This is a genomic window from Vibrio sp. CAU 1672 (assembly GCF_029223195.1).
In the GTDB taxonomy this organism is placed as follows: domain Bacteria; phylum Pseudomonadota; class Gammaproteobacteria; order Enterobacterales; family Vibrionaceae; genus Vibrio.
Map to the genome: position 1 here is coordinate 311,875 of NZ_JARHUF010000002.1, position 14,024 is coordinate 325,898.

At 49.6% G+C, this 14,024-nt stretch carries 9 protein-coding genes; 5 read left to right on the forward strand and 4 right to left on the reverse strand.

The window, feature by feature from the left end:
* Position 1: 1 nt before the first annotated feature.
* The 4 genes from P2G85_RS03665 to P2G85_RS03680 all read right to left on the reverse strand — a co-directional run bounded on the left by P2G85_RS03665 (position 2) and on the right by P2G85_RS03680 (position 6,975).
* Positions 2 to 2,488, reverse strand: coding sequence for a hypothetical protein (locus tag P2G85_RS03665; RefSeq protein ID WP_275862762.1), 2,487 nt, complete (start codon positions 2,486 to 2,488; stop codon positions 2 to 4).
* Positions 2,488 to 3,654, reverse strand: coding sequence for a hypothetical protein (locus tag P2G85_RS03670; protein WP_275862763.1), 1,167 nt, complete (start codon positions 3,652 to 3,654; stop codon positions 2,488 to 2,490). Before P2G85_RS03670 ends, P2G85_RS03665 begins: the two co-directional genes overlap by 1 nt.
* 1,011 nt (positions 3,655 to 4,665) lie before the next feature.
* Positions 4,666 to 5,817: an enoyl-ACP reductase FabV gene (fabV, locus tag P2G85_RS03675; protein WP_275862764.1), complete on the reverse strand. Its 1,152-nt coding sequence runs from the start codon at positions 5,815 to 5,817 to the stop codon at positions 4,666 to 4,668.
* Between the two features lie 144 nt (positions 5,818 to 5,961).
* On the reverse strand, positions 5,962 to 6,975 hold the full coding sequence (locus P2G85_RS03680) for a helix-turn-helix transcriptional regulator (RefSeq protein WP_275862765.1): 1,014 nt from the start codon (positions 6,973 to 6,975) through the stop codon (positions 5,962 to 5,964).
* A gap of 403 nt (positions 6,976 to 7,378) precedes the next feature.
* On the opposite strand from P2G85_RS03680, the gene P2G85_RS03685 reads away from it, so the two are divergent.
* The 5 genes from P2G85_RS03685 (at position 7,379) to P2G85_RS03705 (ending at position 13,856) form a co-directional block, all read left to right on the forward strand.
* On the forward strand, positions 7,379 to 8,683 hold the full coding sequence (locus tag P2G85_RS03685; RefSeq protein WP_275862766.1) for an acetyl-CoA hydrolase/transferase C-terminal domain-containing protein: 1,305 nt from the start codon (positions 7,379 to 7,381) through the stop codon (positions 8,681 to 8,683).
* Positions 8,684 to 8,698: 15 nt separating this feature from the next.
* Entirely contained in the window at positions 8,699 to 10,834 is a 2,136-nt protein-coding gene (gene fadB / locus P2G85_RS03690; protein WP_275862767.1) for a fatty acid oxidation complex subunit alpha FadB, read from the forward strand.
* A 17-nt stretch (positions 10,835 to 10,851) separates the two neighbouring features.
* Complete coding sequence (gene fadA / locus P2G85_RS03695; protein ID WP_275862768.1) at positions 10,852 to 12,015, forward strand: acetyl-CoA C-acyltransferase FadA; 1,164 nt, start codon at positions 10,852 to 10,854, stop codon at positions 12,013 to 12,015.
* A gap of 66 nt (positions 12,016 to 12,081) precedes the next feature.
* A complete protein-coding gene (locus P2G85_RS03700; RefSeq protein ID WP_275862769.1) occupies positions 12,082 to 12,570 on the forward strand; it encodes a hypothetical protein in 489 nt (162 codons plus the stop codon).
* Positions 12,571 to 13,634: 1,064 nt separating this feature from the next.
* Complete coding sequence (locus P2G85_RS03705; protein WP_275862770.1) at positions 13,635 to 13,856, forward strand: VF530 family protein; 222 nt, start codon at positions 13,635 to 13,637, stop codon at positions 13,854 to 13,856.
* Positions 13,857 to 14,024: the final 168 nt, after the last annotated feature.

Sequence of the window (14,024 nt, forward strand, 5' to 3'; positions counted from 1 at the left end):
ATTAGTTTTCCTCTTGCAGACTAGGTAAGGAGGGGGAACATACGCAACTGCGCAACAATCCAGACAGCAAGAACAAAGCGCCAAACGCGCAAGCTGCCAATAACACCAGCATCAAACAACCAAGACGTTGCATCGGAATAAATGAAGACACCAGTAATGGGCTGAAGCAGATGGCATTGAGCATGGCATCCAGCAGCGTCAGGTGGCCTCGTTCGCCAATGCTGTATTGCAGGGCCTGATCGGGTGTCTTGCCCTCTGCCATCGCATAGCGATAGTCTTCGACCAGATACAGGTCAAAGTCGATAGCCGCATTAATACCCAGGGCCGTGGCACAAGCCGTGGTCTGATCCAGCGGAATATGAAACAGCGCCATAGCTACGATGATCAGCGCATAAGAAAAGATAAACGGTGTACAAACTGCCATCGCTGTTGTAACGGGTGATAAGCGACTACCCTTCATTGGTGTCTTGTGGTTGCAATACAGGAACCAGAGGCTTGCACACAGCATTACTAATGGCAGGTTCATCAGCATATTGGCCGGCTTGCGCTCGCTTATATAGAGATCCGCCTGATGGTAACTCTGCAGACGCCCGTACGGCAGAACCAGCAGATCAGGAAATTCGCTGGCAGCCAGGGCGCGAATATCGTCAGCGTACTGGCGCAAACTGGCGGAATCATCCGCAGGATGAGACGCCATTAATACCACGCCTTGTTTCGTCCACCAGAAGTCGCTTAAACGCTCATCGGATAAATCCCATTTGATCAACTGTAAATCATCATGAGCCTGTTGGGCACTGCGTGGCATGGTGGTTTGCTCGTCCGGACTCAGCTGCATTTGTGCTACCTGATCCAAAATAGAGATTACCGCCCGGCCATCGCCCCGGTTCTGCAGCCGTTGCTGGAAGGAATAAGCGCGCGCCAGAAAAGCCGGATCGTCCACTGCATCGAACTCACCATCCGCTACTATCGTTCGCGGGCGAACGAAAAACGCTAATTGGGCAAACCCATAGGCATCCGGTGCATTTAGCACTTCCCGGCCTCGGTCGATAATGGTTCCGGGAAGATAATCAATCGGGCGCTCCTTAACTTCGATCAACCGCTCCTGAGTGTTTAGGTCATGACCAACCACCACCAGGGCAGCCGCCAGTGCTGCGCTGAGGATGGCGACGACTAACCGGCTGGACTGTGCCGAGCTGTAACGCAACCAGAAGTGAACGCTCTTTTGCGGCAACAGGTGCAGCCAACGCTGTACAGACGCCATGGCATGCTCGAGTAAGCGCTTCCTTGCCACATTCTGCATCACATGAGGTGTTCCCCCAAACTGCAGTTGCAGGGCAGGCAGCAGGGTGACAACCAATAAGCGCTGATATATCAGCCCCAGCGCCGATAAGACACCAACTTCCATGATCCCACGAATGCCAATCTGGCCCAGGGTGGCAAAATTAAGTGCTGCAATACCGATCACCAGGTTGAAACGCGGGCTCAGAGAGTCCAGCTCTCGCCAGAGTGAGATTCCCGGAACCTGTGGGGTACTGCGCCATCTGGCATTGAAAGCCTCGAACGCCCGGACATTGAGAGAAATGCCCGCGACTATCATGGAAGACAGTACCAGCAGGAAGTACACCCGTTCCTGTAAAGGTGCGCCATAGAACTCAACACCCAGAACCGAGAACAGTGCAATACTGCCTCGTATCCAGATAAAGGAGACAAAGATCGTCAGGCTACTGAACAGTGCCTGGCGCCAGCTACCCAACGCGAGGAAAGCAGCCAGTGTCGCCAGCGTCAGCCCGATGGTTGAATAAAACAACACATCCGAGATGAGAGCATAGTGCATCAGGCCCCGCGCCACTGACCAGCCGGAAAGGCTGACATTTGCATATTCATCCACGGGTTGGATGTCGCCCTTGAGCAACATCCATTCCAGTTGGCTAATGTTGCGTTTTTCCAGATACTCGCCGACCCGCTGTACAAGATCCTGCTCAGAATAATTGTCAGGCAGGAACAGCATTATCTGGGCATATTCAAATTGCTGACCGATCAACGGGCCGTATACCAGTGGATTAGCGGCAATGCGCTGTTTCAGATCCACCAGATCGGTGGCTCGCATACCAGCGCGTAGGTAGGGCTCACTGATCACCTCGTCGGCTGAGCTTTGGTAGTAAAGGGCGTTATCACTTAAGCTCAGTACCACAGCTTCCGGAAACCGTTGTTTAATCTCCTCGGTCATACGCCGGATTTGACTGATGGCATCCAGAGTCAACCCGTGTTCAAGCCTGAGCACGAACCCCAGGGTATCCCCGGTTTGCAGCCCAACTTCTTTGGCTACGGCCTGCTGCGCCAGTACGTAGGGATTTTGCCGATCGAGCAGGGCATCAGAAACGATGCCGCCGGCAGGAACACGAATGTTGAGCAGGGCAAAAAAGGTAGTCAAAAATAAGAAAAAAGCGAGGAGCAACCGCTGTCGCCCCGTCGTTGCCAACCAAGCCATCAGCAGCCCCCGGCTTCAGGTGCAGTCGAAGACTCCGGCAGTGAAGGGGCAGTGCAATCCAAATTGAAATCCAATACCTCTCGGCCGAAGCAGTGCGGCGTTGGCAACCCCATCTGTAAAGAGCGGAAAGCCTCGGCGATAATTGCCTGGTTTTCAGAACTCACGTCGAACCAGTCTCGGTTACGCAGCGCAAGATTGTTTTTACGATAGATGGCGTGGTAAAGTGCCATCGCCTCCGCAAAACAACCAAAAATGGTGCCGCGGGAGAGCATCAGCGATTTGTAACCCAGCGGGCCCAATACATAGTGAAGGTCGCGCGAATAGCCATTACCGGCATCCTGACGGACCACTCGGTCACTACATTGGTTATACACGTCACGCTCAAGGTTGGCAGGCTCGGCCACATCAACCACCAGAAGTTTACGATTGCGACGACGCAGCTGCTCAATAACATCAACCGTCAGCTTGGACTCGGCTCCATGTGTACAGGTCACCACCATGTCCACTTTGCCAACTTCATTCAGATCATTCACCGTGGGATAATTTGTTTCTCGGGCAAATTTTTCCAACCACACCGGATTGGCACCAAACCCAACAAAATCATGCTGCTGCTGATGTAAGTGCCGACAAACGGCAGAACCGAGGATCCCGTAGGTACCAATCACCAGAATACGGGGACGCTGGTTTGCAAAACCGGCTTTTTCCAACCCCCGGTCCACATCGCTGCACAGTAGGTGAGCGGTTCCGTTATCACCAATCGTAAACAGTATTTCCGGAAACATTTTCTTAAGCTCAACACCGTCATGTCCGAACAACCGCTTGGTTGACGCTGCCAGCAGAACCACCTTGGCACCTTGCTGCTGCGCCCATTTAACCGCTTCCACAAAAGCTTGCTTGGCGTGTTTGCGGCCTTTGCGGCTGTACATTTCCTCGGCGGTAAAATTAAAGCCGCAAACTTGCCCGGCTACGCCATTAATATGCATTCTGGGACCAAGAACTTGGGCCATATGTGACGAACCCGCAGGAAAAAACAGGGCACGCTCTTCCTCATCACGTACATTACTAATAAAAACCACATCCAGTTTTGAACGCCCGGATAATAGACGAGCTCCGCGGCGATAATCACCTGCAGACATAAGGAATTGCCAAATTTCAATAAGACGCATGCATGTTCCTGTTGTTTCCTTATTTGAAATCATATTGACTGTGACAAACGTCCAACGATGATTAGCAAACAAGTTAAGATCAAAAAGTAAAAACAGAGATGATGAAACATAAATACCCCTGCTCGAGAGGGCGAAATTTACAGCAATAGTGCCTTATCAAATAATAAAAAAACATTAACTATTCCTAACCCTATATATGTATGTTTTTCAATGTTTTAAATTGGAGTAATTACTCTATTTGATGACTATCTTTCTGCCTTTTTGGTGTTGATTTAGCTTTGCCCGGGTTATTACTGAGGATGCAGAATTCTGGATGCCAGCGAGCCAGCAATTTCTGGCAGAGCCATATCGCGCTGCATGACATTTAGGGCATTAAGGACGGGGATAAAGAGAACTGTCACCTTATGACGTTGCGCCTGATGGAACAGAGATGTTCTCAATTTCAGTAAGTTATACCGAGTTACACAAGTCTCTGATCATTCTTACTGGTTAAAATCGCTGATAACGGCATTGTCGGTCTGGTAATTGGAAGAACTAGTTAACCGAAATCTACGCCTTGTTCTAAGTGATTTTTCCTGCCAATTATTTGAGCATTTACCTATCCAGATTGGTATTAAACAATCCTCGTAAGCTTGAAGCGGGAGTAGTCCTGTGAATGTAAGCATAGCTATATTGATTGTTGTTTATCGACAAAGAAGCCGGGATGACTACAATCAGAAGCCAGCAAATTTGTTTAAACGCTATCTCTTATTAATACTGCGTTTCCCGTTGTGTTCGGCGCACATTTTTGTGTGGTGATGAGTAATATTATCATCTGGTGTTTATACCAATAAAGAACAGGCAGAGCTTCTTAAGGATGTGCAAGTAATACAGTGCTGGTCGCAGCTTTATGCGTGAACTCAACTTCGACATTGCCATGCGAGCTAATCTGGAAGATGGTTGCAAAGGTCATGTTTGGGAGAGCCGGTACAAAAGCCCCGCCTGAATGGAGCGGGGCTGAGTTAAAGCTGGCTAGGCTTGTTGAGCAAAGCCGTTGAGGCGCATAAATTCAGAGACAAACCCCTGGTAATCTCCTACTTGCGGTGAACGGAAGTTGTCCGGAGTGATATGTTTGATCATCTCTTTAACCTGGCTTTGTACTTCCGGGTTTAACTCCAGGTTATCGGGTCTGAGCAAACGATGTTCATCGACCTGAGCGCCTTGCGGGTGGTAGAGGAAGTCGGTCATCAGGCGGTGCATGTGCTGTACACAGCTCTCGTACTCTCCGCGCTCTTTCATCAGCTTGAACAGTGCCAGCATGTAGGAAGACAGGCCCGGAATGAACACCGAGGCCTTGGAGACGATCGATTTACATATCCCAATATGGGCTTCGCCACCGATTTCTGCCAGATGGCGGTTCATGGTATGTGCTGTCTCATGCAGATGCTGCTTGGCTTTGCCCAGCGAGCCGCCGAAGTAGACCGGGTGGGTGATCTCAGAACCAATATAAGAGTAGGCGACGGTTTTTACTCCCTCGGCCAGCACGTCGTTTTCCGCGAGGAAAGTGATCCACTCCTGCCAGTCTTCGCCGCCCATCACTTTGACGGTCTCTTCCACTTCGTGCTCATCAGCAACCGGGAGTGTCATTTCTGCCATCGCGCCGTGTTCGATACTGATGAAGTTTCCGGTGAACGGGGTGCCCAGTGCTTTGAGGGAAGAGCGCCACATACCGCTTCCGTCCGGTTTTGGGCGCACGCCGGTCGCCAGGCTGTAGATCACGCAGTCCACCTTGCCGCCAAACTCATTTTTAATAAAGTCGACTACCTCAGCACGCATCTGTGGTGAGAAAGCATCGCCAACAAAGTTTTTGGCGATCAGCCCCTGTTTTTCTGCTTCTTCAGTAAACGCAAGGTTGTTATGCCAGCCTGCAGTGCCGGTGTGTTCTTCTGATTGTGGACGTTCGAAGGAAACCCCAATAGTGTCGGCCTTGCCGCCAAAAGCAAGCGAGATACGTGACCCTAGACCAAGACCGGAGGAAGCTCCAAGTACCAGTACTTTCTTTGGCCCATGAGTCAACGGTGGCAACTCTTGCACTTGCGTGATCTGATTACGCACTTCTTCATAGCAGCCTGCAGGGTTACAGTTTTTGGCAACAACGCCTTTGATTACGGGTTGGATTGTCATGGTTTTTTCCTGTTTCATAAATTCTGGGGTCAATATAGAAGGCAAAAACGGGAAATAATGTGACCGGAATCGGTGGCAGGAGGTGATGACAGGAACAGACAAATGAATGGCGCAGCCGGTAAAGCTGCGCAGTCTGTCTCTGAATCAGTGCGCCTTGCTCGGCGCTTCCCCGGTCCAGCGTTTAAAAGCGCGTGAAAAACTGCTTAGTTCAGAAAAGCCAAGCTGAAAAGCAATTTCAGTCATATTGTTCTGAGGGTTACCAAGCAGATGAAGCGCCTTTTGCAGACGGTAGTTATTGAGTATGGTCTTAAAACTTGTGTTGGCCTCTGCCAGACGGCGGTTCAGTGTTCTGGGACTGGTTAGCATGATTTGAGCGACTTTTTGAACCGAAACGTCTTTCAGTGTTGGCTGCTCATCAAATACCTTACACACTTGCAGACGAACGTCATGTACGCTCAGGCGTGCAGCTTGCTTTCTTACAAATGTCAGATTGTGTTGCCATATTTCATTATTGTGGCTGGCGAGCGGACTGAGAAGGTCAGATTTTGAGAACACGATCTTGCGAACAGGTCCCTGTTTTATTTCATGGCAGTTATACCTGTGGCAAAACGTGTCCGACTCTAATTGAGAATAATCAAGCCGGGGAGAAAATATCTGACACTTCGGCACTTTGCCGCCATTTATCTGCCGCATCAGTTCCAGAATGGTGCAGATCATCAATGTGATCCCGATCTTGGTTATCTGGTAAGCCTCTGGCGAAGCGTTGTCCAATGCCCACAGTTCCACCTTGTCATTGGTTTCGACAAAGGAAAGGTGAGCCTGATGCGCCGCTACGACAAAGTACTCACTCAGGGTGCGAAGAAATTCGACCAGGTTTTCAGATGAACAAAGCAGTACCGAAAAACAGCCAAAGCTGAATGGATTAACCTGTTTAGCGGTATCGATGGAAAAGAGGAGATTGCTGTGTTCGATAAGTTCCTGATGAAACTGACGCACAATGCGGATATCCGGTTGTTCAGAGGGCATGTCTCTGATCGCGGCATACGTGGGTACTTTATCCAGTTCAATACCGTGGGTAGTCGCTCCCTGCCTGAGTAGTTCAATCCATCCCGGATGAAGGTGAAAACGCATGTCCTTGCTGGTTCGTTTTTCCTGCATTTTATCGCCCTCGTTAATGGTGCGCGTGAAGCATACTGGATTTGCGCCAGTGGAAAATATGGTCAAGTCACACTCTGGGTTCTTGTCCCTAAGAGCTAAATATATGGCGCATCTAGTCAAGTGAAGCGTTGGGCAAGATCACAGAATTTACTTAAAAAGCGCAATTTTCAGCAGATTAGTAACGAATTATAGCACTGTGAAGCAGATCTTGTTTTGTTCTGATGGCTTGTTTGGTAAAGCAAATGGCGCAGTAAGACAAGCTGTAAGCCAGCTCCGGACGTATGTTGATTAGCGAATGAAGGAGACATTCCATAATCAATAACGCTCCGGGACCGTCCTCCGTTTGAAGCAGGGAGATAGTTAAAGGCGGGCATGGCGGCCGGGGCAGAAAAAGAGGTCAACTATGACTTGGCAAACTCAGTACGCAGACAAGCTGATTACCCTACAACAAGCTGCGAGCAAAATTCAGTCCGGAGACAAGATCTGGGCTGGCGGATATCTCTCTGTACCGGTAGCGCTGCTGCGTGAGCTGGACAAAACAGCGCTGGAGCTTGAAGGCACCGAGCTATACTCCGGCCTGCTGACATTCCCTTATGAATTCCTCAAGCCCGAATATATTGGCCACCTGACATATCGCAGTCTGTTCATGGGCCCGCTGGAGAAGAAGTTCCAGCACGGAGGTAATGCCGAGATCATCACATACCACCTGTCGAATGTAAAAGAAGTCCTGGACCGAATCGGGTTTAACGTCATGGTGGTTGAAATGACTCCGCCAAACGAAGACGGCTACATGAGCATGGGTGCCTGCGGCGGTGTGGGTAATGCTTGCGTGATGGGTCAAGTGGACACCCTCATTGCGGTGATCAACGACCAGCAACCGTTCATCGGTAACCCGGAAAACCTGGTGCACGTGGATAAAGTGCAGTTCCTGACAGAAGGTCACCACCCAATTGCGGGTCCTAAGCCTGCCGCTCCCTCTGAGCTGGAGATGGGCATTGCTGAGCACATTCTTCCGATGATCGAAAATGGCTCAACCATCCAAATCGGTATCGGCAGTCTGTCAGATGCCGTTGGCATGGGGCTGAAAGGCCACAAAGATCTGGGTATTCATACCGAAATGTTTACCGAGTCGATGATGGAAATGATGAAATCCGGTGCGGTCACCGGTGGTGAGAAAAACTACCAGCCAAACAAGGTGATTGCGGCCTTTGCCGCGGGTTCTCAGGATCTGCTTGATTTTATCCATCACAATCCGGACATTGAAATCGGTAATGTAGTTACCGTGAACAACCCGAATGAAATCGCTAAGAATGACAACTTTGTCTCTATCAACACCTGCATTATGACGGATCTGACGGGTCAAGTGGCATCGGAAGGTGTGGGGCATATGCAAATTTCTGGCTCCGGTGGCCAAGTGGATTTCGTGCGCGGAGCACGCATGGCCAAAGGTGGCCTTTCAATTATTGCTCTGGGATCCACTTACAAAGGTAAAGATGGTCTTGAGTCAACAATTAAAGTCGCTCTCCCTGAGGGTACCCCGGTCACGACACCGCGTAACGACGTTCAGGTGATCGTTACCGAATACGGCGCGGCGGATCTGCGCGGCCTGTCTACCGTGCAGCGTGCAAACGCGTTGATTGAAATTGCTCATCCGGAGTTCCGTGATGCGCTGCGTGAGCAGGCAAAAGCCTGCGGCAAGCTGAAATAAACCGGAGGGATGACAATGTATCAAGGTGAATATTTCCAGATTGAAATGCACGGTGAGCTGGCTCACCTGGTGTTTAACTCTCAACACGACAGCGTCAATACCCTGACAGAAGAGGCGCTGAAAGAACTTGAGCAGGCGGTAACCCTGCTTGAGGAATCAAAGCCAGCAGGTCTTGTTATTCGTTCTGGCAAGAAGCTGTTCAGTGCAGGCGCGGATGTGAAAGCTTTCCGCCAGCTGTTCACGGATGGCGGTGAGGCAGTAGCAACCTACCTGGAGTGGGCGCAGGGCCTGTATAACCGTATCGAAGATTTACCGTTGCCAAAGGTCGCACTGATCAATGGTACCGCAGCCGGTGGTGGTATGGAACTTACGCTGACTGCGGATTATCGTCTGGCAACTCCTGATGCGAAACTGAGCCTGCCGGAAGTCAAGCTTGGCATTTTCCCTGCGTGGGGCGGCCTGACTCGTTTGCCGCGTATTGCAGGCATGGATACCGCGATTGCCTGGATGACCATGGGTAAGAACTTTAAAGCGGCCGATGCGCTGACAGCACACGTGATCGACGGTGTCGTTGAAGCAGAAAAAGCAGTGGCAATGGCAGAGCAGACTATCGAATCTGCAATTAAAGGAGAGCTGAACTGGCAGGCCCGTTTTGAAGAGAAGCAACAACCGCTGCCAATGAGCCGTTATGAGCTGTCGATGTCGATTAACGTGGCGCGGGGTATGGCGGCAAAAGTTGCAGGTAAACACTACCCAACACCGGGGATCATTTTGTCTTCTCTGGAGAAAGCGGCGAAGCTCGGCCGTGATGAGTCGATGGGCATCGAGCGCAGCGCGGTGTGGCAGTGCATTGAAACCGGTGTGCCGGATGCGTTGGTATCGGTATTTTTGTCTGATATGGCAGTTAAATCCAGGACGAAATCCTTGGTTGGTGACAGTCAGTCCTGCAGCGAAGTCGGCGTGATTGGCGCGGGCATTATGGGTGGCGGTATTGCTTACGTCAGTGCTGATAAAGGCATGGATGTGGTGATGAAAGATATCCATAAGCAGGGGCTGAAGCTGGGACTGGATGAAGCTAACAAGCTTTTGACCAAACAGGTTGAACGTGGCCGTAAGAAACCGGGCCAGATGGGTGAAACCTTAAACCGTATCGTACCAACCCTGCATAACGAAACGCTGCAAAACAATGATCTGATCATCGAAGCGGTGGTTGAAAATCCAAAAGTGAAAGAAGTGGTACTGAGCGAGCTGGAGCAGATCGCACCAAATGCACTGATAGCTTCTAACACTTCCACCCTGATGATTAGCGGTCTGGCTCAGGCGCTGGAATGTCCTGAGCGTTTCTGTGGTATCCACTTCTTCAACCCGGTGCACCGTATGCCGCTGGTGGAAGTGATCCGCGGTGAGCAAACTTCAGATGAAACCATCAGTCAGGCAGTGAAATACGTGGCCGATCTGGGTAAAACCCCGATTGTGGTTAACGACTGCGCAGGTTTTCTGGTCAACCGCTGCCTGACGCCTTACTTCCTGGCGTTTAACCAGCTCGTGTTAGATGGCGGTGACATTGCAGTCATTGATAAAGTGATGAGCAAAGGCTTTGGCTGGCCAATGGGCCCGGCGCATCTACTGGATGTGATTGGCCTGGATACAGCTGCGCATTGTATTGATGTGATGGATGAAGCGTTTCCTGGCCGTTTAAGCAAGCCAGAAACTAACCTGATCCAGAGCTTTGTTGACCAGCAGCTGTTTGGTCAGAAATCCGGTCAGGGTTTCTACACTCATGTAGCGGACCGCCGTGGTCGCATTAAACCGCAAGCATCACCTGAAGCGAACAACCTGATCCTCTCGCTGGCAGAGCAACCGGCAGAGTTTGATGTTGACGCTATCACCATGCGCATGATGTTGCCGATGATGTTTGAAGCCATTCGCTGTCTGGATGAGGGGATTGTGGCATCGCCGTCTGAAGCTGACATCGCAATGATTTACGGTACTGGTTTCCCTCCGTTCCGTGGTGGCCTGTTCTATTACATGGATCAGATTGGGGCAGACAAGCTGCTGGAAACTGCTGAGCAGTATAAGCACCTGGGGGCGTTGTATGAGGCACCAAAAGGTCTGATTGAACGTGCCAAAAACGGCAAATCATTTTACTGAACAACAGGGGAACCAAGATGAAAAACGTAGTAATTGTTGATGCGATCCGTACCCCTATGGGACGTTCGAAAAACGGTGTATTCCGCCATGCTCGTGCAGATGACCTTTCTGCACACCTGATGAAATCCATGTTTGAGCGTCAGCCAAAAGTGGATGCGAACATGGTTGATGACGTAATTTGGGGCTGTGTTCAACAGACCGAAGAGCAGGGGGCAAACCTTGCAAAACTTGCAGCAATCCAGGCCGGTCTTCCGGAGTCGGTTCCTGCGACTACCGTCAACCGCTTGTGTGGTTCATCCATGGACGCGCTGCACATTGCGGCCCGTGCGATTAAAGCTGAAGACGCAGAGATCGTGCTGGTGGGTGGCGTTGAGCACATGGGTCATATTCCAATGACCAAAGGTATCAACCTTAACCCTTACAACCGGAATATGGCACAGGCTTCAGCCATGATGGGCCTGACTGCAGAAGCGCTGGGTAAACTGCACCAAGTCAGCCGCGAAGATCAGGATGCTCTGGGTGCACGCTCTCACCAGCTAGCGCACCAGGCCACCGTTGAAGGCCGTTTTGACAACGAAATCGTCCCAACCATGGGCCACGATGAAAATGGCCTGCCGACATTGGTTCGTCACGATGAGGTGATTCGCCCGGAAACCACGGTTGAGTCTCTGTCTGCCCTGCGCCCGGTGTTTGATCCGGTGAATGGTACCGTGACAGCGGGTACCTCTTCGGCCTTGTCTGATGGTGCGTCCTGTCTGCTGGTGATGAGTGAAGACAAAGCCCGCGAGCTGGGCGTAACGCCTCGTGCCCGTATTGTCTCTATGGCCTCTGCTGGTGTACCTGCGGCTATCATGGGCTACGGTCCGGTTCCGGCGACCAATAAAGCGTTGGAGAAAGCAGGCATCACCGTTGATCAAATCGACTATGCGGAAGTTAACGAAGCGTTCGCCGCTCAGGCTATTCCATGCCTGAAAGACTTAGGTCTGTGGGAAAGCCGTGAAGACAAGGTAAACCTGCACGGTGGCGCGATTTCTCTGGGTCATCCACTTGGCTGCTCCGGCGCACGTATCGTTGGCACGCTGATCAACGTCATGGAACAACGTGGTGGCCAGTACGGCCTGGCGACCATGTGTATTGGTATGGGGCAGGGGATTGCGACCATTATTGAAAAAGTCAGCTAACCGTATCACTTTCAGACCAACTTGAAATAGGCGGCGCTCTTAATCGCGCCGCCAAAGGACAAAACAATGGAACATTTGAAAAAAACTTTGATTCTTGTAACGTCTCTGATGTTCGGGACAGTGGTGATGCATGAGTTGCATCTGGCGCCATGGCCAGCATTTTTGGCTGTGATCTTTTATTTCATTTTTGACTTTGATAACAGCAAGCTGAAAATGATTTTTGGTGGCTCGGTTGTCGGATTGGGTTTTGCTTACGCATTTTCATTTATCTTACCAGCCCTGATTGCAAGCTTTGGCCCTTCTCTCGGGTATTACATTGTTCTGGCAGTGAGCCTGGTGATCGTGCTTGGCTTAGGTGCTATCGCCCATGACTATTTCAACCCAATTACTTTCGCTTATGGTCTCCTCGGTCTGCTTTATGTTGATATCGCGCGCGAAAGCAGCATCGTCTGGTTGTTGACGCTATTGTTAGGCGGCGGTTTTGTGATCTTTTGTGTAAACTTTGCGGTGCGCAAGGTGATCCCAAAGGCACTAAACAGCGCTCAATTGTCGTAGCGAACTGCCACTTCATTAAGATCCTTGATGTCAGTCTGTTATGCAGGCTGACTCAACATTGTTATCAAAGTTAATCAGGAAGATGGCTGAAAAGGCTATTTGCTGGAAAGTAACCATAAATGCCAAGCCTTGCTGGATGATAAAGCCCTGTTTTGCCGCCGTGGCTTACGTGGAGTTAGAGTCTGTTATGGCAGGAATAATTAAAACTTAACTTTAAAAAAGGATGTGTGGATACCAGTTAAATACTAAATATCTCCCTATATCATTTCTTCCTCTAAACTCGAAATGTGTTGTGAACCACCACACCTTGAAAACACAGAAACCAGATAACTCCCCAAAAAATGGCGTCAGCTTACTGAATTGCTGGTGTTAAGAACGGGCGATGCCGGTTATTTGATACCAGTCCTCATTTCCTTTTTAAGACCCGCAAATTCTGGCTTATGAAGGTGCCTTTTAACTATTTTGAGTGGTTTTATAACAAGGTCCAGGTTTGAGGCTACGGCGATAGGTTGACATGACAGGCAAGAGCGTAATTTTTAAATTTGGCTTGATAGCCAGGTAGCAAAGCGACTATGCATTTAACGCTACAGCAATTTTGCAAGATACAGTCATGGCCCCTTTGGTTCGTGGTCATATAGGACATAAATGTTGGCCTAATCAGACGTGAGCATTTTATCTATTTTGCAGTGTGATCATGTTCACATAAATTGTCGTCATCAAAGTGCATATTGTTAGTAACTATCACTTTGTAGGCATAAAGTTCTCTTGTCTTGAATATTGCTAAGTTAAGCCGAACAACGGAAATGATTTTTTTGAAAGAGGTATAGATTGCTACTGAATATCCGTAAGTGTCAATTATGGATTATGAGGAGCAAGGTATTGATCTTAGGTGTTTTAGCTTTTCATTAGCTCAGCCAACGCTGGATAGTCCACAACTAACAAGCGTTCAAGAGAGATTTATGCACTTGGCATTTTTAGTTTGGGCTGGGTGAAAACTGCGATACGAACTGGCTTTTTCTGGTAAACTCTGCGTCCAAATTGCGTCTTAGTAGGAACAGCCATTAATGAGCCAAGAACAACCAAATAACCCATTGCACGGTTTGACCCTGGAAAAGATCCTTGTGCGTTTACAAGAGCACTATGGTTGGGAAGGTTTGGATGCAGAAATTCAAATTAATTGTTTTTATAACAACCCATCAATCAAATCGTCTTTGAAGTTTTTGCGCAGGACCCAATGGGCAAGAGACAAAGTTGAAATGTTGTACATTGACACCTTCTGCAAGTAAGAAGATGTGCACAATATAAATGAGTATCAACTTTAATCTTTTCAGAAACTTGAAAGTGTACAGAGCCCTGGGGCTTTAGCCGGTTTTTCGATTTTATGCATTCATTAACACATCACATTAAAGCAAGGACTGGAACATAACCGTTTCAAACGCGGCATCATTGATTGC